Consider the following 23,486-nt stretch of genomic DNA (forward strand, 5'->3'; position numbering starts at 1 on the left):
GAACACTCTCGAAAAGTAGCTGAGCAATACAGGCATAATAATTGATTTTGCAAAGGGGGACTTAAGAAATGAACTATGTTATCATAGGTAATTCGGTTGCTGCCGTGGGTGCGGTCGAAGGGATAAGAAAGATCGACAAAGTAAATCCCATAGTCATCATATCCGATGAACCCTACCATACCTATTCCAGGCCTCTGATATCCTACTACCTGGCAGGAAAGGTTACTCAGGACAACATGTACTATCGCGGTAAGGATTTTTATAAAGCCAACAACGTAGAACCTATATTGGGCGTAAAAGCGCAGCACATAGACTTTGATAAAAAGGAAGTAGTTCTTGAAGACGGACGGAAAATAAGCTATACAAAACTTCTAATAGCCACCGGCAGCAAACCCCTAACCCCTCCCATCGAAGGCGTTGAAAAGCAGAACGTTTTTAACTTCATAAAGCTGGATGATGCGAAAGCCATTGAGAAGGTAGCAACCAGGGACTCAAAAGCCGTGGTCATAGGTGCCAGCTTCAGCGGTTTAAAAGCCGTAGAGGCATTAGTACAGAGAGGCGTAAATGTTACGGTGATAGACATCATGGACAGGATCATGCCACGGGTATTTGACGAAACAGCCTCTTCAATGGCACTGAAAATGCTCGAAAAGTACGAAGCCAAAGTGTTGCTCAAAACCAGTGTAGAAAAAATCCTCGGCCATCAGGCCGCCATCGGCGTGCTTCTCAAAGACGGAAGGGAAGTCCCCTGCGATTTTATTGTTCTGGCAGCGGGTGTAAGATGCAACACCGACCTTGTCAAAGGCACAAAGCTCAAGATAAACAGAGGAATCATAGTGGACACCATGATGAGGACAAATATACCTGACGTTTATGCCGCAGGCGATGTGGCCGAGGGATATAACTTCATAGAGGAAAGAAATACCGAAATCCCAATAATCCCCAACGCTTATAAACAGGGAGAAACAGCGGGACAGAACATGGCCGGAGCACAAAAAATATTTGATAAGGGGTTTATAATGAATTCAATGCCCCTACTGGACCTTTCAATTGTGAGTGCCGGCGTGTCAGCCCCCGGTGAAGGCATAACCGTAAAAACCATATACAACCAGGAAAAGAACACCTATAAGAAGTTTTATATCAGAGGAAATAACCTGGTCGGCTATCTTTTAATAAATGACATCGACAGAGCAGGTATATATACCGATTTAATCAGGAGAAAGATAGATATATCCTCATTTGAACACCAGCTTGGGAGAGATGACTTCGGCTTTATATACTTACCCAAAGCGCTCAGGAGCCAATTAATACTGGAAGGATGATTGTTTATGCTATTTTCAATCGATTATTCTAGCGGTCATTAACCGATGATTTTCCATAGAAAATTCAATTTGCCGGATGCCTGCATAACACAACAACTTCTCGACTTTCTTTTTCAGTGCGCATTCAAGCAAATTCGTTTAGCAGCAAAATCGGCTTTTACACTAACATCAACAATCAATTGAGGAAGGATGATTCGTATGAAAGTGATAGATGCCAGCGGCATGCACTATAAAGACCTGAATGCCATGATTAAACAGCTTATAAAAGGCAATGCTGCTGAAATACTCGTCAAGAACGTACAAGGCCAGCGATATATAGGCGACGGGATACATGGAAACTCCAAAATCATAATAGAAGGGACCCCGGGCAACGATATGGCGGCTTATATGGACGGCGCAACAATTGTCGTACACGGAAATGCCCAGGACGGCGTAGCCAATACCATGAACGACGGCAAGGTGGTCATACACGGAAATGCGGGCGACATTCTAGGATATGCAATGAGGGGTGGCGAGGTCTATATAAAGGGCGATGTGGGGTATCGGGTAGGCATACACATGAAAGAATATTTGGACAAGAAACCTGTCATCGTAATCGGTGGAAAAGCAGGAGCTTTTCTTGGAGAATACATGGCAGGGGGTATAATAATCCTGCTGGGCTTAAATGTGGATGACACACAAAAGATAGTTGGAAACTACTGTGGCACCGGAATGCATGGCGGCGTCATATACTCGCGCATACCCATCGACAGCTACAAACTGGGAAAAGAGGTAAAACAGACGCAGGCCGAGGATGGCGACATGGAGATTATAGGTTTATATGTAAAGAAGTTCTCTGACTATTTCGGATTTGACTACCGCTCAATAATGGACAGCCAATTTGTGAAGATATATCCGTACAACCATCGCCCTTATGGCAATCTGTATGCGTATTGAGTTTTCAACGCCAACTGAAACTTGCAATAATAATTATGCTGCATTGTACTTGCCTGCTTCAAGCATAATCTCTGCTGAATCAAGATCATCCATAGCAAAGTCAAGCCATTGTTATGTTTCTTTCATAAGCGTAAAATAATCCACACATTGACAGGAACATCATCTTGTAGGTACAAATTACACAATCAAGCAAAGAAAAATCGCTTAATTTGACGCTTCTTCAAACTCCAACTGATAAACTGCTAACTTAAACTAGCAATCATCAAACTATCACAATAAAAACAATCCCCACCCTGTTTAAGGTGGGGACTTTCTATCTCTATTTCACCCTGCAACAATCCGGCAAACTCATTGACTAAGGTAAAATCTCGTTCTAGAAGAAATATAAACTGTGTTGCATTTAATTAACACGAACCCATTTGACAGTCTCATGAACTCGTTAAAAAGCCAGAACAAGCGATATTATAGCAGCTTTACTCTGACGTAAAATGCCAATCACTCCAAGATAATCTTTATATCTCTCAAATTTTTATCCAGCAGCTCAAGGTATTTTTTGTAAAACATATCGCTGTGCTGCTTTTCCCATTCAGCCAAGTCGGTGAGCAGCTTTTTGACCTCAGGCTCGTCCACCGCCTTAGCTGCCTTGTCATAGAAGTACCAGAAGTCGGTTTCTATCAAATAAGCCATGCGCATCACCGACACATCCGACACCCCTGCATCCGCCTCTTTGAGCATATCTGAATTATCTGCCAATATATGAGGGTCTCTGGCTTTAAAATTCTCATCCACCACCCATGAGATATCTAAAGGAGCCTCTTTAAAGCCCGCCTTATCATATTCCTTTTTTAAAGCGTCAAAGTGCTGCTTTTCAATTTCAATCAATTCCTCAAAGATGCGCTTTGTCTCCGCTGAAACATCCTTATCAGCATAAAATTCATAAAAATCCCTGGCGTTTTTCTCCATTCTCATGGCAAATTTCAATATCTTCTTAATCTTTTCCATACAGCTCCTCCTACCCGTTTTAAAAATCGATTGTTTACAGTGCCAATATCGAATTGCAGCAAAATGGCTTTCTTGCACGTTACCTATCTCTACAAATCGTTTATTTAAAACCCATTTCATACTAAAATACGAAAAAATGGAATGAAAGCGGCCAAGCCGCACACCGTTTAAAATTCTAAATCGTTCTAAAAGATTTATACCCCCATATCTCATTTTAAAAACAAAGATTCTGCCCTTTTATCGTTTTTATGTTAAATATGGTATTGAGATAACAATGTACAGCATCAATATTTCCTTGTAGCATCGATAATCTTGCAATACGCTTACGCTCGTAGAAGAAGACACTTGGTAAAGGCATGGAAATTTTAGATATTTCTTTTGGAAGTTTCATTTTAATATTTTCCAACGCACATTTGCTGCGGTAAATATCTTTACACCTCTTCGGGTGAATCTATAATAGACCTATTGACTATTGATGAAATTTTTGGCATTATAAGAATGTAGGGAAGCTTCAGAAATAAATCTGGAGCCGAAGTTAAAAGTCACGTTGCAAAAATGTAATATAGTATTCCAGTATAATATACAGTAATTGATGGATAAAAGCCTTGCTTTTTCTTAAGCAGGGCTTTATTTTTTAGAAACACTTATAAAGAAATAGGAGTTGAATATGTTAATTATTATGCTGGTACTGGAAGTCCTGCTGCACCATATGGTGATTTACAAATTTCTGATGATGCTGTAAATGGATTAATTGATATAGTTAATGATCCAAATACAAGTTGGTTTTGGCGTTTTTCATACGGGAATAGTTCGGCTTGGGAGAAGGATTGGAAAGCATCAAGATTAGGTGGTCTTGCTGAAACATATTGTGACAACGTTGACTTGGTAGCTTTTTGTGGTCATGGTCTCGGCAATAATTTTGTTTTCAGCACTCAAAAAGATGATTGGTATACCGACATTACTGATTTGGATGCTGGATATAAAGATGCTGAATGGATGTTAACATTTACCTGCAATTTTTTAAAAGGTACATTTGAGGATTTTGCCTATTGGGATTATAAACTAAATTGGGAATAGGAGGTGAATGATATGCAAAGAGGTTACAAAATAGTCGCTATCCTTATTTTTATTGTTATTGCTGGGGCTGGAATTTTTACAATATTAAGTAATGCCAGGAATCAAGAGAATTTACCATTAATCGTTCAGCGTCCAATGCCTAATTCCGGTTCTGGAGGAAATTTTTTGAGTTTAACCTTAGACATTCCCGAGCCTCAGTTTCCGGAGAAAATGATGGTTTATAAGGTTATTAAGCCTGCATTGACAAAGGAGATGATTCGAGAACAAGCTGCAAAGCTTGGGGTAGTTGGTAGTGTTGAAGAAACAGAAGTTGATTTTCGTGTGATGTCAACAAATGGTTCAATATTCTCTGTTGATAAAGAAACTGGATCTATCAATTTTACTACTAAAGAATTCGAAACAGCCGTTTCACCGCTAAAAACGGTGCTTTCAGATGAAGAGTACAAAAAGTTAGCCTTGGAATTTCTTACTTCTTCTGGCTTAATGAAAGAGGAAGCAGAATTTAGAGATGTCAATAAAGAGAATACAGTGACCATTGTAGAAAATGGCGTTGAGAAAAAACTCCCATTTATGATTGAGGTGAGGTTTGGACGGAAAACAGATGACATTCCATGGGGCGGAGTGGGTCCGAAAATATCGGTGTACTTTGGAGAAAATGGGAAAATAATCGGTGCTGCATCGGTTTGGCGGGATGTAGAACCATTTCGTGAATATCCTATTAAGGAGTTTTCCAAAGCCTTGGAGGATATAAAGCAAGGAAAAGCCACAATATATGATGCGTTGCCTAATGATTCTGGTAAGATAAAAGAAGTAAGACTTATGTACAGGTTGGATCCAATTGGATATCAGCAAGAATATGTTATACCTTATTTTATGGTTATAGGGACCAACAGCAAAGGAATACCTTTTGCGGCTTTTACCAGAGCCATTTCGGAGAAATATATACTTGAAAAACCTGTTCCACAGGTAACGACACCGGAAACAACGAAACAATGATAATGCCAGAAAAAAGGAGCCAAAAGCTCCCTTACACAAAAATATTTATACTCCAAAACAAAAATACAGGCTGTACCTTTAAGCAACCATATGGTACAGCCTTTTTGTAGTATAGCCTTTTTCGATCATTTATCCTGTATAAGTTCCATAAACTTTTTGGCGGCAGCAGTGAGCGGCACATTGCGCAGCTTTATTATTCCAAAATGCCTTGGGGGGATCTTTTCCTTCAAGTTAATCTCAAACAGCGTACCTTTTTTTATATATTCCTCTGCAAAATTCCTTACTACGCAAGATATACCCAGACCCCTGCAGGCAAACTCAACTATCAAATCGCTGGTGGCAAGCTCAAACTCCGGCACCAGATTCACTGAGTGCTGCGAAAGGTATTCGTCTATATACCGCCTACTGCTGGTGTTCCTCTCCAGCATGATGATAGGATACTCCGCAAGCTCCTTGATGGACACTTCCCGCCCGGCAAGATGACCAAAGCGCTCATTTGCCACAAAGCAGTCCTGTATCTCCGTCGCCTTGAAAATCTCCAGCGAATCATCGTCGGGCAGCGGAAGGCTCACCACGCCGAAATCGATAGCCCCCTTCTTTAAAAACTCTACCGTCTCTGGCGAAGGCCTGTTGGTGACCATTATCTTCACCTTGGGATACAGCTTGTGGAACTCTTCCAGGTAGGGTAGTAGGAAATACTTTAGCGTCATATCGCTTGCACCAATGCGTATGCTGCCGATATCCAGATTTATAGCCTCCATGAACTTGCTTTCAGCTAGCATGATCATGTTGTACCCCTGTTCGATGTACTTGAACAGCACCTCGCCTTCGGGCGTCAAGGCAATCCCCTTGGGGGCACGGGTAAAGAGCTGGCCCCCCAGCCTGGCCTCTAGCTTCTTGATGGCCTGGCTTACGGCAGGCTGAGATATAAACAGTTCTTGGGAGGCCTTGGATATGCTACCCGCTTTTACAACGTGATAAAAAATCCTGTACAGCTCAAGATTTACATCCATGACAAGACCACCTTAAATTAATACTTGGTCAAATAATGCTCAATCTCCCATGGAGTGATCTTCGTCCTATAGTCTTCCCATTCTTTGCGCTTTGCTTCAATGTATTTGGTGAAAATGTGTTCTCCAAGAGTCTCCCTCACCAGCTCACTTTTCTCCATCTCATTGATGGCCTCTTCCAGGCTGGCTGGCAGCGATTCTATGCCTTCTCTTATCCTTTCTTCACGCGTCATCCTGAATATGTTCTTATCGGTAGGTGGCGGTGGCTGAATCTTGTTCTTTATCCCATCAAGTCCTGCAGCCAGGATGACAGCAAATGCTAAGTATGGATTGCATGACGGATCGGGAGATCTGAGCTCAAGGCGTGTGGCTTCGCCCTTGGCCGCTGGTATTCTGATGAGCGGGCTTCTGTTTCTAGCAGACCATGCAATATACACAGGCGCCTCATAATCCGGTACCAAACGCTTATATGAGTTTACCAATGGATTAGTTATAGCGGTAATCGCCTTTATATGCTTGATGATACCGCCTATAAACCAGTAAGCCTCCTGGCTCAGCTTAAGCGGGTCATTCTCATCATAAAAGGCATTTTTGCCATCTTTATACAGCGATACGTTGGTGTGCATACCCGACCCGTTTATCCCGAATATGGGTTTGGGCATAAACGTAGCGTGGAGGCCATTTCTCTGAGCCAAGGTCTTGACAACCATCTTAAAAGTCATCACATTATCCGCAGTCGTAAGGGCATCCTGATACTTGAAATCAATCTCATGCTGCCCGGGCGCCACCTCGTGGTGTGAGGCCTCTATCTCAAAACCCATTTCCTCAAGGGCAAGGCATATATTTCTTCGCGCATCCTCACCCAGGTCCACAGGACCAAGGTCGAAATAGCCGGCGTTATCATGAGTCTTAACGGTAGGCTTACCCTCGCTATCAGTTAAAAACAGGAAAAACTCACACTCGGGCCCAACATTGAAGCTATCATACCCCATTTCAGCCGCCTTCTTTAGAGCCCTTTTAAGCACATACCTGGGATCTCCATCAAAGGGTGTACCATCGGGATTGAGCACGTCGCATATGAGCCTTGCTACTCTACCGGGCTGTGGACGCCATGGAAATACCGCAAAGCTGTTTGGATCAGGCGCCAGATACATATCCGACTCTTCAATCCTCACAAACCCTTCAATGGATGAGCCGTCAAACATGCACTTGTTGTCTAGCGCTTTTTCAAGCTGTTCAGATGTGATTGCCACATTCTTCAAGGTCCCAAAAATGTCGGTAAATTGCAGGCGTATGAATTTTACATCCAGTTCTTTGACCAACCTTAAAACGTCCTCTTTGCTGTATCTTCCCATACAAACACTCCCCTTTAAAGTTAAATTTTAGCAAAACAAAAAGACGTACTCAACTGACGTTTGTACTCGCCGTTGAGTACGCCTTTATAGACATGCCAACGCTGCGCTCCATCGCGCAATTCAACTTATCTATTGTTTATGATAATACAAAACATCAAAGATGTCAACAAAAATTTTCATAGCTTCATGGCCTTTATGCGCTCTATAGCCTCCTTGGTATCCTCCCTGCTCCCAAAAGCGGTCAACCTGAAATAGCCTTCGCCGCTGGGACCGAACCCCACTCCAGGCGTTCCCACAACGTGAGCCTCATTCAGCAGCTTATCAAAAAAGGTCCAGGAATCCATTCCTTCAGGAATTTTGAGCCATATATACGGGGCGTTTATGCCGCCAAACACCTGAAATCCCATTTCCAAAAGCCCTTGACGAATTATGGCTGCATTGGCCATATAATAATCTATGAGCTCTCTCACCTGCTTCTGTCCTTCTTCGGTATAAATAGCCGCCGCACCGCGCTGAACTATGTAGGACACACCGTTAAACTTGGTGGTCTGCCTCCTGTTCCATAGCTTATTAAGCGGTACAGCCTCTCCTTTTTGTGTATACCCCATAACCTTCTTGGGAACCACGGTATAAGCACATCTCGTACCGGTAAAACCGGCTGTTTTTGAAAAACTCCTGAACTCTATAGCCACCTCTTTGGCCCCTTCTATCTCATATATGCTGTGGGGCACATCCTCTTCCCTTATATATGCCTCATACGCAGCGTCATACAGTATTACCGATTTATTCTCCCTCGCATAATCCACCCACTTTTTCAGCTCCGACTTTGGAAGCGTCATCCCCGTGGGATTATTGGGGTAGCAGAGGTATATAATATCAACGCGCTGCTTTGGCAATTCAGGTATAAAGTTATTTTCGGCATTGCAGGGCAAATAAACTATCCTGTCGTATTTGCCTGACTCATCCAGATTACCGGCCCGCCCCGCCATCACATTGGTATCCACATACACCGGATAGACTGGATCAGTAACGGCTACTATGTTGTCAACTCCAAATATTTCTTGAATATTGCCGGTATCGCACTTTGCACCATCGCTGATAAACACCTCGTCCTCTTCCAGGTCTACACCACGGGAGCGATAGTCATACTCAATAATCTTCTTTATCAGAAAGTCATACCCCTGTTCCGGCCCATAGCCCTTGAAAGTCTCAACGCGCCCCATCTCGTCCACCGCCTGGTGAAGGCTCTCGATTACGGCCCGAGGCAGTGGCCTGGTGACATCCCCAATACCCAGGCTTATAACCCGGGCATGGGGATTTCGCTGTTTGAAAGCAGCCACCCTTCGCCCTATTTCTGCAAAGAGATAGTTCCCACGCAGTTTAAGGTAGTTTTCATTGATCCTGACCGCCATCGCACACCTCTCCCATCTTGTATTGATCATTACCTGGTCAATTTTACTTTGATGCCGAAAAGACTGTCAAGGTCTATCCAACGCTATTCCGAAAAACAGTATTTGAGTAACACCCACCAGTTTATAATAGCTGTTTATAAGCCGTTGCTGAAAGCATCTCCAAATCTATTTCCCCGTCAAATACCTTTACTGCAGGTCCCGTCATATACACATGGCCATCGTCCTCGTTCCATTCTATTATTAAATCTCCGCCCAGCAGCTTAACGGTAGCATTCCTCTGGCTTAACCCATTGAGCACAGACGCCACCAGCACCGCACAAGCACCCGTCCCACATGCCATGGTTTCACCCGCACCGCGTTCCCACACCCTCACTTTAAGGGTTTGCCTATCGATGACCTGTACGAATTCGACGTTTACCCTGTTAGGAAACAAGGGATGATTTTCAATCTTTGGCCCCACCTTTTCTAGCTGAAGGCCGGCAAGGTTATTGACGTAAATCACGGCGTGGGGATTGCCCATGGAAACGCATGTTATCTTAAAAGTCTGTCCTTCCACATCTATCGGCTCATTAATAAAAGCCTCCTTATCGCTTTGCACTGGTATCCTTTTCGGTTCAAGTATAGGTTGCCCCATATCAACCTTTACCATCTGTACCTTTCCATCTTTCACCTTCATATCAAGCAGTTTAACGCCAGCCAGGGTTTCTATGCTTACAGCAGTTTTTCGCGTCAGTCCGCTGTCATACACATACTTGCCAACACACCTTATGGCATTGCCGCACATTTCAGCTTCAGAACCATCAGAATTGAACATCCTCATTTTAAAATCGGCCACTTCCGACGGCAGTATGAGCACCAGTCCATCAGCTCCCACTCCAAAGTGCCTGTCGCTTATGAGCCGGGCTATTTGTGGCAGGTTATCCATAAAAGCCTTACAATCCTGCCTTACACAGTCTATATAAACATAATCGTTCCCTAGACCATGCATTTTGGTAAACCTGATCATCTATACCCCTCTTTCCATGCTAAATTTGTATTTAGAAATCCTTACATAATGCATTTGCCCCTATTTTAAAGCATAACAATTAATGCCGTATACCTGCAATATTTATAACTCAATCTTGCGCTTTCTGTGTAATTAGTATTTATTAAAACCGAAATAAATATTTTTAATGCCTATCCGTTCAAATTTATATTGCAAAATACATGTCTACTCATTGCAAAACAAACGCGACAACTATATAATAAACAGGGAAATAAATCTCGCGAGGGAAAGAGCGGTATGAATGGAATTAGAATATGCCTTGCTCTAAGCAGAATAGAAGAGATGAAGAAAATCAAAGTATTCTTAACCCAGCAAGGCTTCACCGTTATAGACGAATCAACCGACGGTGCATCAGCACTACGGCGTATAAAAACCCTTCAGCCTGACCTCATCATCACAGATGCCGACCTGCCTGGCATCAATGGAATACAGCTGGCAGAAATTGCAGAACAGGAAAACATCGCTCCTGTCATCGTAATAACCGGTTCAAATACAGGAGACCTGTGGAACAATTCAAACAGTGGGGTTATATTTCTCCAACGCCCTCTCACAAAATCGGGGCTTATGCAGACCATCCAGCTTTCGCTGCTGAGCTATCGCAAAATAATGAGCCTTAAAGAAGAAATAAAAAAGCTTAAGGCCCAGCTGGAAGACCGAAAGCTGATTGAAAAAGCCAAAGGCATTATCATGGAAAAATACGGGCTCACCGAAAGCCAGGCTTACAGGCTGATGCAAAAGCGGAGCATGGATACCGGTACACCCCTACGCGAGCTGGCAAAAGCCATCATATTATCCCATCAGCTGGAGGATAAATAAAGTCAGCCTCTATTTACCGGTGGCAGTAAATATCCATGTCGGGAATACAGGGAGCCTTCAGCTTATGGCGGCTGGCTGCCTTTCGCCTTTTCACCTCTTTGACAACTCTCTCATCTCCCGTACCGGTCAGAATGACCTCATCCAATTGCCTGTAGGTAAACCCCATTTCACCCTCATCGGTCTGCCCCGACCATAAACCTGCACTAGGAGGTTTATTTATAATATTCTCAGGAATGCCCAAGTATTTGGCCAACTCCCAAACCTGAGTCTTTACAAGGCCTCCCAGCGGCAGAATATCCACGCCGCCATCGCCATATTTAGTAAAATAACCCACTTCCAGTTCACTTCTGTTGCCAGTCCCCACAACAAGGTAATTGTAGAGGTTAGCAAAATAATACAGAGTTATCATCCTCAACCTGGGCTTTATATTACTTGATGCCAATCTCTCTGAATGGGCAGTAGGCACAACTCTCTGTTCCAACTCCCTCATTTTATTTGTTTGCCGCGCATCTTTCAAGACGCCCATCATGCAGTCAAAAACATCGTTGAGTTCAACCTCTATATAGTCGATGTTCAAGCTTTTGGCCACAAGCCTAGCATCGTCGGTATCTTGAGGCGAGCTGTAGCAGGGCATATGAATCCCCAGCACCTTTCCCGGACAAGCCTTTGCACACAGCGCAGCCACTACTGCCGAATCCACACCTCCACTTATACCCAGCACACAGCCTCTGGCATTGGCCTCAGCAACCTTATTCCGTATCCATTCAATGAGATAGTGGGATATTTCTTTATACATGGTTCCACCTTCCTTCCTAAGCACTATAATTATTGAATCACAAATCAACATAACTAAAAACACTGCATCACCCTGCTGAAGTAAAAACGGTAAATCAAAGGCCTTCAGTAGGGTTTACATTAATTAGCAATCATTGCTGTCACCAGCATTATTCGCATATCATCAACAACTGTTATTACTATCAGTATTCCCTACATTATGAAGACTGTGGTTGCTTAACCCCATTTACCAAATAACAAAGCTATACATCGTATCACACATTCGCTTAACAAAAGAACGTCAAATATCATGCAGGCATATGACATCCGGGCAGCCCTTCTGCTTTGCTCTTAATTTAAAAGAATTTATAAAAGCCCACGCTGTATCGAGGGAAGTTATACACGGCACCGAGTTTTCTACTGCCATCCGCCTTATCCTGAAACCATCCCTCTGCGGTATCCTTCCACGGGTAGGAGTATTGATTATCAAATTCAGCATTCCCTTCTTTATGGCATCGCCGATATTAAAATCGGGCTGATTTAGCTTGCTCAAAACCTCGGCTTTTACGCCCTTTGCCCTCAAAGCCTTTGCCGTGCCTTCAGTGGCAAATATCTTAAAGCCCAGGTCTTCAAATTCCCTTGCAAGATCTGCCGCCTCATCCTTGTAAATATCCGCAACCGTAATTAGCACATTACCATTTTCCGGAAAATTATACCCGGCAGCCACAAAGCCTTTGTACAGGGCTTCCGGCAAGCTTCTGGCCACACCCAGCACTTCACCGGTTGATTTCATCTCCGGACCCAGGCTAACCTCCACCATGGGGAGCTTATCGAAGGAGAACACAGGCACCTTGACAGCCACAATACCCTTTTCAGGGTAAAGCCCTGTTCCATATCCCATGTCTTTTAGCTTCTCACCCAAAATCACCCTGGTTGCCAGCTCGATGATGGGCACACCGGTAACCTTACTGATATATGGTACAGTACGGCTCGAACGCGGGTTTACCTCTATGACATACAGCCGTCCCCTGTGTTCAATGAATTGTATGTTTATAAGTCCCTTTACTTGTAAGGCAACGGCAAGCTTTTTGGTATACTCAACGATCTGCTGTATAACTCCCTTGGACAGGTTGACGGGTGGATAAACCGATATGCTGTCTCCCGAATGTATCCCGGCCCTCTCTACATGTTCCATTATGCCCGGAATTAGTATGTCCTCTCCATCGCATACGGCATCCACTTCAATCTCTCGGCCGATTATATATTTATCAATGAGCACAGGATGCTCCTGCTTTGTACGGTTGATTATCCCCATATACTCAATTATATCATCTCTGTTATAGGCAATCTCCATCCATTGTCCGCCCAGAACATAGGAGGGTCTCACGAGTACCGGATATCCCAGCCGTTCGGCCACTTCTAACGCCTCTTCAGCAGTAAATGCCGTCCCACCTGCCGGCCTTAGAATACCAAGTTCTTCAAGCAGGGCATCAAACTCCTTGCGGTCCTCTGCCTTGTTGATGTATTCCGGCTGAGTACCCAAAATCCTGTAACCAGCCTCATAGATCGGCTTTGCAAGCTTGATAGCGCTCTGACCACCAAACTGCACCATTACGCCATCGGGTTTTTCCTTATCAAGCACGTTTATGACGTATTCGGGCATGAGGGGCTCAAAATAGAGGCGGTCTGAAACATCGAAATCTGTGCTTACTGTCTCCGGATTGTTGTTTATTATCACAGCCTCATAACCCAGCTTCTCGAGAGCCCATATGCAATGTACAGAACAGTAGTCAAACTCAATGCCCTGGCCAATCCTGATAGGACCCGACCCTATGATCACAACTTTTCTCTTTTCACCCGGATTTACTTCATCCTCACAGCCATATGAGGAATAATAATAGGGGCTTACCGCTTCAAACTCTGCCGCACAGGTATCCACCACCTTAAACACCGGCATTATTCCGTATTGTTCCCTCTTTTCCCTTACATCTTCCGGCTTTGCCTTTACAAACCTTGCAATGGCCTGATCAGAAAAGCCCATGTGCTTGCAGCGCTCCAGGGTTTGTTTATCTAGCTGCTCTAAAGTCAGCTTTTTAAGCTCCTCTTCCATTTTGACTATGTTCCGCAGCTTATATAAAAAGAAGGGATCTATACCCGTCTTACGGTGAATAGCCCCCACATCCATTCCCCTGCGCAAAGCTTCGGCAATCACAAACAGGCGTTCATGCGTCTTTTGCTCGACCATAGCAACTATTTCTTCATCGCTCAATTTTGACATGCGTGGCAATTCCAGAGAATCAAACCCCAGCTCCAGGGAATACACTGCTTTCATCAAGGCCATTTCAAAATTAGAACCTATTGCCATGACCTCTCCGGTGGCTTTCATCTTGGTCCCCAAAGTGGTATCGGCATTTACAAACTTATCAAACGGCCACCTGGGTATCTTTACAACCACATAGTCCAAGGCGGGTTCAAAGCATGCAAAGGTTTTCCCTGTAACGCTGTTTTTTATCTCATCTAGAGTATATCCCAGGGCAATCTTTGTCGCCACCTTAGCAATGGGATAACCTGTGGCCTTGGATGCCAGCGCGCTGGAACGGCTTACCCTTGGATTGACCTCTATCACGTAGTATTTCATGCTATGGGGATCCAAAGCAAACTGAACATTGCAGCCCCCCTCGATTTTAAGCGCATCTATTATCCTTATTGCCGCTGCCCTAAGCATCTGATATTCCTTATCTCGAAGGGTAAGCGAAGGCGCCACAACTATGCTGTCTCCAGTGTGGATCCCTACCGGGTCGATGTTCTCCATATTGCAAACCGTTATACAGTTGCCCTTGCCATCGCGCATGACCTCATATTCTATTTCCTTCCATCCTGCCACAGATTTCTCTATCAACACCTGATTGACGCGGCTGAGCCTTATCCCGTCAGCAGCAATCCTTGCAAGCTCCTCTTCATTATTGGCGATACCCCCACCAGTACCCCCAAGTGTATAAGCCGGTCGTACCACAACCGGATACCCTATTTGTCGCGCAAATTTCAGCGCGGTTTGCACATCGTTTGCCACCGCGCTTTCGATTACCGGCTCACCTATCTCCTCCATTGTTTTTTTGAAGGCTTCCCTGTCTTCTGCTTTTCTAATCGATTCAGCAGGGGTCCCAAGCAATTTAACATTATATTCATCCAAAAACCCGCTTTCTGCCAGCTCCATAGCCAGATTCAATCCCGTCTGCCCTCCGAGGGTAGGCAGGATGCTGTCTGGCCGTTCTTTTTTGATAACCTCCTTTATGACATCAACTTTCAAAGGCTCTATATAAACCCTGTCGGCCATGTATTTATCGGTCATTATTGTAGCGGGATTACTGTTGACCAGAATAACACGGACGCCTTCCTCTTTCAATGCCCGGCATGCTTGGGTTCCGGCATAGTCAAATTCGGCCGCCTGACCGATTATTATCGGACCTGAGCCTATCACCAGTACTGCATTTACATCTTTTCTCTTAGGCATGCACATCTTCCTTTCAAGCCTATTGTTTAATTAAAGCTAAAAATTCATCAAAGATAAATTCGGTATCACCGGGACCAGGACAGGCTTCAGGATGGAACTGCACGCCAAACACAGGCCTGTCTTTATACTTTAGCCCCTCGACGGTTCCGTCGTTCAAATTTTTATGCGTAATCTCTATTTTTTGAGGGTCTACACTAGTCTCTTTGACTGCATATCCGTGATTCTGCGACGTGATATAAGTGCGATCGCGAATCAAATCCACTACGGGGTGATTGCAGCCCCTGTGCCCGTACTTCAACTTATGAGTATCTGCCCCTGCTGCCAGCGCCAGGAGCTGATGGCCCAGACATATCCCCAATACCGGTTTCCGCTCCACAAGGATTTTGATGGTCTCAATGGCTTCCACATTATCTTTAGGGTCCCCTGGTCCATTGCTAAGCAGAACACCATCGGGATTAACGCTCAAAATCTCATGTGCATCGCTCTTTGCCGGGAATACAGTTATACGACATCCCCTTCGCCTTAAAGATTCTATGATATTCCTTTTTACCCCAAAATCCACCACCGCTATATGAGGACCTTCTCCAGGAATAGTGTATACCTGTTTGGTAGTCACATTATCCACCGGATTGCGGATGGTATACTCTTTCAACTGATCTATTTCCTCTTTATCAGGAAAATAGGGCATAATGAGCCCTATCATAGTACCCTTTTCCCTTATCTTTCTGGTTAAAGCCCTCGTATCTATTCCCTCAATGGCAGTTATGTTATTTTTTCTCAAATACTCCTCCAGCGTCTCCTGGCTCATCCAATTATTTGGTGTCATGCATGCTTCTCTCACAATTAGCCCCTTTACTTTGGGGTAATCAGATTCAACATCCAGCTGATTGATGCCATAGTTGCCTATCATAGGAAATGTCATCACAACGATTTGACCATGATATGAAGGGTCAGTTAAAATCTCCTGATATCCCGTCATTCCAGTGTTAAACACCACTTCTCCAACGACTTTTTCCTGCGATCCAAATATAACCCCTTCGAATACCGTACCGTCCTCCAGTATCAAAAATCCCATAATATGCCCTCCAATAAGCCGCTTATGAAAAATCGTTTAAATAAACTTGCAAATAATAGCGTCTCATTACATTTTCACAATATTATACCTATAAAACATGCAAGAGTAAAATTACGAATTGTAATATGTGGGATAATTACAGATTATAGGTTTGACAATAGTGTATGGTAGCAATATATCTTCAAACAGTGTCAAATAAATATAAAAAAGCCATGACAAGAAGAATAACACCCTCTCACCATGGCCTTATTTGTTTATTATGGTGAATAAACAGTTCAGGTTACCTATAACACAACATAAGACTACTTGCCCTTCAAGACTCTGTGTACTCTATAAAGACTAAGGTTCAACAACAAGCTTACAGGCATTTTGAAGGGCATCAATACCTCACACAGTTTCTCCCTTCATTTTTTGCCTTGTACATCATATCATCGACCCTTTTCACAATGGAATCCAGTGTATCGCCCTCCTGATACTCAACCACGCCAAAGCTGGCTGTCACGCTATCAGCCTCTCCTATTTTCAGCTGCATCAATCTCTGGCGCAATTCTTCAGCCAATTTCACCGCATCCTCCAGCTTTGTGTTGGGAAGGAGGATTATAAACTCCTCACCACCCCACCGCGCCAAGGTATCAGTCCTACGTATTCGTTCCTTTATCATGTCGACCGCAGCTTTCAATACCAAATTTCCGGTCTGATGCCCAAAGGAATCATTAAAATTTTTAAAGCGATCTATGTCAAACATTATGAGCGAAAATCTCTCACCATATCGCTGAGCCCGTAAAATCTCCTCTTCAAGCTTTTTATTAAAATATCTAAAATTATATGCGCTAGTCAGGGGATCAGTGATGGACATCTGGTAAAGCTGCCTTTCCATCTCCTTCTTTTCGGTTATATCGTCCATTATGATTTGAGCGCCTTTGACCACTCCCTCTCTATTCAAAAGGGGTTTAATGTGAATCCTGAGCCAGGCGCCTTTTCCCCATTTTGACCTATAAAATTTCTCAAGAGTTCGAGACACATTGTTTTGCATGCACTCTTTCAACTTCTGTGACAATCCCGCCTCGACAAGCAGCGGAAATGTTAAAAGGTTTATGCACTGCGTTTCCTCCACCCCGGGAGACCCGAGTATCTCCAGGGCTTTTTTGTTTATATAAACGATATTTCCATCAACATCGCATTTCAATATACCTATGGGAGCCTCCTGTGCTAGTTCAATGTACTGTTTCTGGCTTTCCTCAAGTTCGTCCTCGACTTTCTTTTTTTCGGTAACATCAATGGAAAAGACCATGCAGTATTTAGCTCTTCTGTACTCAAAGAGCTGCATATGCGACTCAACATAATACAGTGAACCATCTTTTCTTCTGTGAAGAGTATTAAACACCACACGCTCCTGTTTTCCAGACTTCAATTCTTCAATTATCTCTTTTAACAATTCAGCATTAAACTGAGGATTTATATCAAAAATAGTCATCCTTTCAAGTTCAAGATGGCTGTATCCCAAGTTATTTCTGGCCGCTTCATTGACTACCACAAGCTTGAATGAGTCTGGGTCAAATATGTATAGCTCATTTACAGACGTTTCAAAAAGCCGCTCAAACACAGCTGCATACACGCTTGCCTCGTGCAGCCTCATGGCCATATCTATGGTAGAAAGCAGAGCAACCCGATCTGTATCCTTGAGCACAAAGCCATAGGCCTTAACCTTCTTAATCTTCTCTATGACTTCCTTTGAAGTGTTAGCAGTGAGAAATACGACGGGCACATCCTGCTGCTTTGATATTATATCCGCCGTCTCAATGCCGTCCATTTTCCCGGCTAGTTCTATGTCCATCAATATCAAGTCGGGAATCATGCCCTTCCCTATCCGCTGTACCACTTCCTCTCCTGTAGGCACAACCTCCACTTCAAAGCCATTTTTTACTAAAAAATCACCCACCATAGCGGCTGTCAAGCGGCTATCTTCCACCAGAAGAATTTTCTTTTTTCCGTTCATATGCCACTTTCGTCCTTTTTGCTGAATTTTATAATAAGTTAAACCCATTTTATCAAATTTTATTGTATAATACTCCGTTGAAAATTACAATATATTTACTCTACTCATCCCACCTATTTGCAAATATCATAATTATCATAATCAATTATTAACATTTACAAATTTGTCATTCTCAGCCGCTAATTCCATTTAACGTTAGCTAATTGTTTCTTGCTTAATACACAATTACTGAAGAAGAAAGATAGTGCATACCATTCCTTCATTTTCCTGCAATATTTCTTTCACAGATTTCAATTCAACAATAAAAATCGGAAAATTACTAACAAACCACAAACTACAAAACAACTGCAAAATTCAAAATGACATATTTTAATTTTAATCTTGCATAAACTAAACTCCTATATTAAAATATAAGTGTTGTCGTAGGTACACCCCATCCCCCAACAAAAATTTTAAATTTTAATTCAAATAAGGAGGCGGGTCATAAAATGTCGTTCAGTAAACCGGGACGTAGCTTGGCTACGAAAACCAGATTACGTACTCCCAACGATTTTTCACCCTTCAGTGGCATGTGTTCTGTATGCTTAGAAGGATGTACCGGTCTGTGCGAGATTGGGTTATCCTCCATAAGAGGTAGAGAAGTACTGTATCCACAACCCTTTGGTAAAATTACAGCTGCTGCAGAAAAAGATTATCCCATTGACTTTTCTCACTTCAATATCATGGGCACCGCTGTAGGAGCAGTAGGTATTGAAGCCGACCCAGATAAGGCTATTTTCCCCGCAGTCAAGTTAGAAACTGAAATAGGAGCTGGAGATAATAAGATTAAACTGAAGATGCCAATAGTATTTCCTGCTCAAGGGTCTACCAATGTAGCTAAAGAAAACTGGGAAGGCTATGCTGGTGGAGCCGCGTTGTGCGGTGTAATTGTGACAGTGGGCGAAAATGTTTGTGCCATGGACCCCAACGCTGAAATAGTAAATGGCAAAGTGAAGCATTCTCCAGATATGGAAGCACGCGTTAACGCGTTTAGAAAATACTATAACGGATACGGTACCATCGCAGTACAGGCAAATGTAGAAGACACCAATTTGGGAGTTTTAGAATACGCCATTGAAAAACTAGGCGTTGAAGCTGTAGAAATAAAATGGGGGCAGGGTGCCAAAGATATCGGAGGTGAAGTTAAGCTCTCATCCCTGGAACGTGCGCTACAGCTGAAAGAGCGTGGTTATATAGTACTGCCTGATCCTACAGATCCAGAAGTACAGAAGGCTTTTAAGAATGGAGCTTTTACCGAATTTGAACGGCATTCCAGATTGGGAATGGTCGACGAAGAGAGTTTCCACGCTAGAGTTAATCAATTACGCGAGGCTGGAGCTAAATATATTTTCCTAAAAACCGGGGCTTATAGACCTGCTGATCTAGCCAGAGCGGTAAAATACGCTTCAGATGCACGAATTGACCTGTTGACAGTAGATGGTGCAGGTGGCGGTACAGGAATGAGCCCATGGCGTATGATGAATGAATGGGGTATCCCCACTGTATACATTGAAGCATTACTTTACAATTACCTAAAACGTTTGGCAGATAAAGGCGCTTATATACCAGCAGTAGCCATAGCTGGTGGTTTTACGCTTGAAGACCATATATTCAAGGGGTTGGCTCTTGGTGCACCTTATGTAAGACTAGTAGGCATGGGGCGCTCGCCTATGACCGCTGCAATGGTCGGCAAAACTATAGGCCGTATGATACAGGAAGGCAAACTTCCCGATGACCTTAAGAAATATGGTCAATCAGTAGATCAGATATTCTATGGAGCAATTAAACTCAAAGAACAATACGGTGAAGAAGCCTTTAACAAAATGTCACCCGCGGCAATAGCTGTATACACGTATATGGATAGGGTTATGGGCGGTTTACAACAATTAATGGCTGGAGCACGTAAGTTTGACGTTAAATACATCACACGAGATGATATAGCAGCTTTGACACCCGAAGCAGCTAAGATAACCGGCATCAAGTATATAATGGACGTAGATGCAGAAGAGGTAGATAAGATACTGGGTTAAACAAAAAGCTGAAAAACGGGTTATCCCTACATTTTGGAAAGGGTAACCCGTTTTTATTTAGATTGACATATGGAAACTGGATTTAAAGATGTTAAATTGTGAATTTTTGCAATAAAACCCTGATTATACCCGAACCAATATTTCATTCAATCCAGCCTCAGCCCTTATATAAGTTCCAACGTAATCCTGAGAAACCTTTTCGCCTTTTATGACCTCCACCGGCGTCATGTTGCGCAGCATTACGTTCCACTGCTTGGTAGCATTATCTACCGTAACGGTGATGATATCGCCCTTTCTTTCAGCACGCACGCGCATCTCAACCTGACCGCAAATGTTGGGAACCTCTGCTTCCACAACGCTACCATCATCTAGCTGGAATATATGGAAGGTTACATCCTGGGCATAATCGTAATCCGGCCTTGTATCAACAGCACCCATCGCTACTATGGAATTGGGCCTTACCCACAGGGGCAAGCTCATATAATCATACTTTTCCTTGACCCAACGCCCTCCATCTACTACACGCCCATCCAATAAATGGGTCCACCGCCCTTCGGGGAGATAATACTTGGCTATACCCTTGTCGTTGAATATGGGAGCCACCAGCAGGGACTCGCCCAGCATATACTGTAAGTCAAGATAGCTGCAGGTAGGGTCATCCGGAAACTCCAGCAGCATGCTCCTCAGTACGGGAATGCCCTTTTGAGAGGCCTCGCAGGCCGCAGCGTATAGATAAGGCATCAGCCTGCATTTCAGCTTCGTAAAGTGCCTGACCACATCCACCGCCTCTTCATCAAACAGCCATGGCACCCTATAGGAGCTGCTACCGTGCAAGCGGCTGTGGGAAGACAGAAGGCCGAAAGCAGCCCATCTCTTATACAGGTCCGGTGTGGCGGTGTGTTCAAAGCCGCTTATGTCGTGGCTCCAAAAACCAAAGCCCGACATTCCAAGGGATAGGCCTCCCCTCAAAGTCTCGGCCATTGACTCATAGCTTGCGGTGCAGTCACCTCCCCAGTGGACCGGGAACTGTTGGCTGCCTGCCGTAGCCGACCTGGCAAACAGACACGCTCCACCTTTGCCATACCTTTCTTCCAGCACCTCAAACACCGTCTTGTTATAGAGGTAGGTATAATAGTTGTGCATCTTTACCGGATCTGACCCATCGTAATACACCACATCAGTGGGTATCCTTTCACCAAAATCGGTCTTGAAGGCATCCACGCCCATATCAAGCAGGCGCCTCAGCTTAGACTTAAACCACTCGCGAGCCTCGGGATTGGTAAAGTCAACGAGAGCCATGCCGGCCTGCCACATGTCCCATTGCCACACATCGCCATTGGGCCTCTTAAGGAGATAGCCGTACTTCATTCCTTCCTCAAATAGCCTGGAACGCTGTGCGATATATGGATTGATCCACACACATATCTTAAGCCCTTTTTCTTTTAGCCTCCTCAGCATGCCCTCAGGGTCGGGGAATACCCTCTCATCCCATTCAAAATTGCACCAGTGAAACTCCTTCATCCAGAAACAGTCAAAGTGGAATACATGGAGGGGGATATCCCTTTCAGCCATGCCGTCGATAAAGCTGTTAACCGTCTTTTCATCATAGCTGGTGGTAAAGGAGGTAGTGAGCCACAGACCAAACGACCAGGCCGGCGGAAGGGCCGGCTTGCCGGTAAGGTCGGTGTACTTCTCAAGTACCTTCTTGGGTTCGGGGCCGTAGATTATAAAGTACTCAAGGTATTCTCCCGGCACGCTGAACTGCACACGGCTTACCTTCTCGGATGCTATCTCAAATGATACCTTCTCGGGATGGTTGACAAACACCCCATATCCCTGATTGGTCATGTAAAATGGAACGTTCTTGTAGGCTATCTCGCTGCTGGTACCCCCGTCCTCGTTCCACATATCCACCGTCTGTCCGTTCTTTACAAAGGGGGTAAACCGCTCACCCAGCCCATACACGCACTCCCCAACTTTAAGCAGCAGCTGCTCATGCACATACGTCTCACCGCTATCCATGACTATATAGCCCATATTCCTGAAGCTGCTCTCGGTGACCAGCTCATCATCTCGCCCCAAGAACTCAACCCGCCAGTCTCCCTGCTTTTTTATGCGCACCTTAAGCTGTCCAGAGGCCAGCGATGCGTATTCATCACCGTTTACAATCTCGACCTTGACATCGCTCTTTTCGTTGATATTGAAAAACGGGGGTTTTTCAATCCTTCCCTTGTGATGACATATCTTTACTCTGATGACATCCTCCATGGGCGAGCTAAACTCCACCGTAAAGAGCAGGCAATTCAGCGTATCGCCCCTGTGCCTTATATGCCTGCACGGAGCATACACTATGAGGGAATTGCCCTTTATCTCTATGTCATGCACCTCTGCAGGGAAAAAAGCCTTAAGCCCTTCGCGCATCTGCCAGTAACCGTTTGTAAACTTCATCCAATCACCCCTTCTTCCTTGACACTTTGTGTATTCACAAAATTCTGGTTGTCAACCTTACTAAGATTTATCCCCTCCTTTCTTCCATTTTTTCAACAACTACTGTAGATATCTAACTGACTACGCGGTGTTTTATAATGTTGATGAGTCTGAAAAAAGGGTTGCCCTACATGATAAAAAGCATAGTCATAGAGAGTATTATACTGCATTTTTGTATTCCTTGCAATTCATCCCTTTCTCACAGAAATTTCGCATCTAATTTCCAGTATAAATTTTTTGTAATAAGGAATCAACGTTTTTCCATTTTATTGTAATTCTGGAATTTGAAAAGACCATAAACTCTGTCTTATAGGTACACTTCCCCCCTCCCCCATTCTAATCAAAGCTGTATTTCCAGTTTTATTACTAACTACGTAACACCAAAAATTGGATTAACCCAATCCTTTATTAACAACATCTCATCTCTTATTTCTTCCATTATGTCTATCTGCAATAACCTCTTCTCCCTAAATCCCCTTAGGTTCCTAAAAAAGTATAACTGGCTTAAGTTAAAAGCTATTATCATAAACCCAACTACAGCCTCTGTACCCACTTCACTATGCACATAACAATGGTCAAAATTATACTGTGTCTTTATTTGAC

The 23,486-nt window shown here is 43.8% G+C and carries 16 protein-coding genes and 1 pseudogene; 6 read left to right on the forward strand and 11 right to left on the reverse strand.

The features are described from left to right. Window positions 1-68: 68 nt before the first annotated feature. Entirely contained in the window at window positions 69-1,322 is a 1,254-nt protein-coding gene (locus tag JOD02_RS06070; protein WP_204487892.1) for an NAD(P)/FAD-dependent oxidoreductase, read from the forward strand. Window positions 1,323-1,520: 198 nt separating this feature from the next. Continuing rightward, window positions 1,521-2,258 (forward strand): GltB/FmdC/FwdC-like GXGXG domain-containing protein, encoded by a 738-nt coding sequence (locus tag JOD02_RS06075; protein WP_204487893.1) that lies wholly within the window; start codon window positions 1,521-1,523, stop codon window positions 2,256-2,258. 495 nt (window positions 2,259-2,753) lie between these two features. On the opposite strand, the gene JOD02_RS06080 is transcribed toward JOD02_RS06075, so the two are convergent. Then, window positions 2,754-3,260 (reverse strand): ferritin family protein, encoded by a 507-nt coding sequence (locus tag JOD02_RS06080; protein ID WP_204487894.1) that lies wholly within the window; start codon window positions 3,258-3,260, stop codon window positions 2,754-2,756. 654 nt (window positions 3,261-3,914) lie between these two features. Between JOD02_RS06080 and JOD02_RS11915 the strand changes: the two genes are divergently transcribed. Together JOD02_RS11915 and JOD02_RS06085 are read left to right on the forward strand one after the other, a co-directional pair. Continuing rightward, window positions 3,915-4,337 (forward strand): DUF6345 domain-containing protein, encoded by a 423-nt coding sequence (locus JOD02_RS11915; protein WP_394355751.1) that lies wholly within the window; start codon window positions 3,915-3,917, stop codon window positions 4,335-4,337. Window positions 4,338-4,349: 12 nt separating this feature from the next. Continuing rightward, window positions 4,350-5,333: a hypothetical protein gene (locus tag JOD02_RS06085; protein ID WP_204487895.1), complete on the forward strand. Its 984-nt coding sequence runs from the start codon at window positions 4,350-4,352 to the stop codon at window positions 5,331-5,333. A 125-nt stretch (window positions 5,334-5,458) separates the two neighbouring features. Here the strand turns inward: JOD02_RS06085 and JOD02_RS06090 are convergent, their stop codons facing one another. The 4 genes from JOD02_RS06090 to dapF all read right to left on the reverse strand — a co-directional run bounded on the left by JOD02_RS06090 (window position 5,459) and on the right by dapF (window position 10,113). Further along, window positions 5,459-6,346: a LysR family transcriptional regulator gene (locus JOD02_RS06090; protein WP_204487896.1), complete on the reverse strand. Its 888-nt coding sequence runs from the start codon at window positions 6,344-6,346 to the stop codon at window positions 5,459-5,461. A gap of 17 nt (window positions 6,347-6,363) precedes the next feature. Then, entirely contained in the window at window positions 6,364-7,698 is a 1,335-nt protein-coding gene (glnA, locus tag JOD02_RS06095; RefSeq protein WP_204487897.1) for a type I glutamate--ammonia ligase, read from the reverse strand. 176 nt (window positions 7,699-7,874) lie between these two features. Then, on the reverse strand, window positions 7,875-9,110 hold the full coding sequence (locus tag JOD02_RS06100; protein ID WP_204487898.1) for an LL-diaminopimelate aminotransferase: 1,236 nt from the start codon (window positions 9,108-9,110) through the stop codon (window positions 7,875-7,877). A 121-nt stretch (window positions 9,111-9,231) separates the two neighbouring features. Next, window positions 9,232-10,113, reverse strand: a complete 882-nt coding sequence (gene dapF, locus JOD02_RS06105) for a diaminopimelate epimerase (protein WP_204487963.1) — start codon at window positions 10,111-10,113, stop codon at window positions 9,232-9,234. A 279-nt stretch (window positions 10,114-10,392) separates the two neighbouring features. Between dapF and JOD02_RS06110 the strand changes: the two genes are divergently transcribed. Beyond that, entirely contained in the window at window positions 10,393-10,971 is a 579-nt protein-coding gene (locus JOD02_RS06110) for an ANTAR domain-containing response regulator (protein WP_204487900.1), read from the forward strand. Between the two features lie 13 nt (window positions 10,972-10,984). Here the strand turns inward: JOD02_RS06110 and JOD02_RS06115 are convergent, their stop codons facing one another. The 4 genes from JOD02_RS06115 to JOD02_RS06130 all read right to left on the reverse strand — a co-directional run bounded on the left by JOD02_RS06115 (window position 10,985) and on the right by JOD02_RS06130 (window position 18,327). Then, window positions 10,985-11,830, reverse strand: a complete 846-nt coding sequence (locus tag JOD02_RS06115) for an NAD+ synthase (protein WP_341534543.1) — start codon at window positions 11,828-11,830, stop codon at window positions 10,985-10,987. A 216-nt stretch (window positions 11,831-12,046) separates the two neighbouring features. Next, entirely contained in the window at window positions 12,047-15,256 is a 3,210-nt protein-coding gene (carB, locus tag JOD02_RS06120; protein WP_204487902.1) for a carbamoyl-phosphate synthase large subunit, read from the reverse strand. Between the two features lie 19 nt (window positions 15,257-15,275). After that, entirely contained in the window at window positions 15,276-16,334 is a 1,059-nt protein-coding gene (locus JOD02_RS06125; protein ID WP_204487967.1) for a carbamoyl phosphate synthase small subunit, read from the reverse strand. Window positions 16,335-16,710: 376 nt separating this feature from the next. After that, window positions 16,711-18,327 (reverse strand): GGDEF domain-containing response regulator, encoded by a 1,617-nt coding sequence (locus JOD02_RS06130; RefSeq protein WP_243426361.1) that lies wholly within the window; start codon window positions 18,325-18,327, stop codon window positions 16,711-16,713. A gap of 488 nt (window positions 18,328-18,815) precedes the next feature. On the opposite strand from JOD02_RS06130, the gene JOD02_RS06135 reads away from it, so the two are divergent. Next, the gene (locus tag JOD02_RS06135; RefSeq protein ID WP_204487905.1) at window positions 18,816-20,396 is read left to right on the forward strand and encodes an FMN-binding glutamate synthase family protein; all 1,581 of its coding nucleotides are present in this window, start codon (window positions 18,816-18,818) and stop codon (window positions 20,394-20,396) included. Window positions 20,397-20,519: 123 nt separating this feature from the next. Here JOD02_RS06135 and yicI read toward each other — a convergent pair whose 3' ends face one another. Then, on the reverse strand, window positions 20,520-22,844 hold the full coding sequence (gene yicI / locus JOD02_RS06140) for an alpha-xylosidase (RefSeq protein ID WP_204487907.1): 2,325 nt from the start codon (window positions 22,842-22,844) through the stop codon (window positions 20,520-20,522). 409 nt (window positions 22,845-23,253) lie between these two features. Beyond that, a pseudogene (locus JOD02_RS06145) lies at window positions 23,254-23,486 on the reverse strand (transposase); the annotation flags it as partial.

This window comes from Caldicoprobacter guelmensis (genome assembly GCF_016908415.1).
Lineage (GTDB): Bacteria > Bacillota > Clostridia > Caldicoprobacterales > Caldicoprobacteraceae > Caldicoprobacter > Caldicoprobacter guelmensis.

Excerpts from the sequence above, each read along its gene's own strand:
- JOD02_RS06070 (WP_204487892.1), top strand. The coding sequence starts at position 69 with ATGAACTATGTTATCATAGGTAATTCGGTTGCTGCCGTGGGTGCGGTC.
- JOD02_RS06075 (WP_204487893.1), top strand. The coding sequence starts at position 1,521 with ATGAAAGTGATAGATGCCAGCGGCATGCACTATAAAGACCTGAATGCC.
- JOD02_RS06080 (WP_204487894.1), bottom strand. The coding sequence starts at position 3,260 with ATGGAAAAGATTAAGAAGATATTGAAATTTGCCATGAGAATGGAGAAA.
- JOD02_RS06085 (WP_204487895.1), top strand. The coding sequence starts at position 4,350 with ATGCAAAGAGGTTACAAAATAGTCGCTATCCTTATTTTTATTGTTATT.
- JOD02_RS06090 (WP_204487896.1), bottom strand. The coding sequence starts at position 6,346 with ATGGATGTAAATCTTGAGCTGTACAGGATTTTTTATCACGTTGTAAAA.
- glnA (WP_204487897.1), bottom strand. The coding sequence starts at position 7,698 with ATGGGAAGATACAGCAAAGAGGACGTTTTAAGGTTGGTCAAAGAACTG.
- JOD02_RS06100 (WP_204487898.1), bottom strand. The coding sequence starts at position 9,110 with ATGGCGGTCAGGATCAATGAAAACTACCTTAAACTGCGTGGGAACTAT.
- JOD02_RS06110 (WP_204487900.1), top strand. The coding sequence starts at position 10,393 with ATGAATGGAATTAGAATATGCCTTGCTCTAAGCAGAATAGAAGAGATG.
- carB (WP_204487902.1), bottom strand. The coding sequence starts at position 15,256 with ATGCCTAAGAGAAAAGATGTAAATGCAGTACTGGTGATAGGCTCAGGT.
- JOD02_RS06130 (WP_243426361.1), bottom strand. The coding sequence starts at position 18,327 with ATGAACGGAAAAAAGAAAATTCTTCTGGTGGAAGATAGCCGCTTGACA.
- JOD02_RS06135 (WP_204487905.1), top strand. The coding sequence starts at position 18,816 with ATGTCGTTCAGTAAACCGGGACGTAGCTTGGCTACGAAAACCAGATTA.
- yicI (WP_204487907.1), bottom strand. The coding sequence starts at position 22,844 with ATGAAGTTTACAAACGGTTACTGGCAGATGCGCGAAGGGCTTAAGGCT.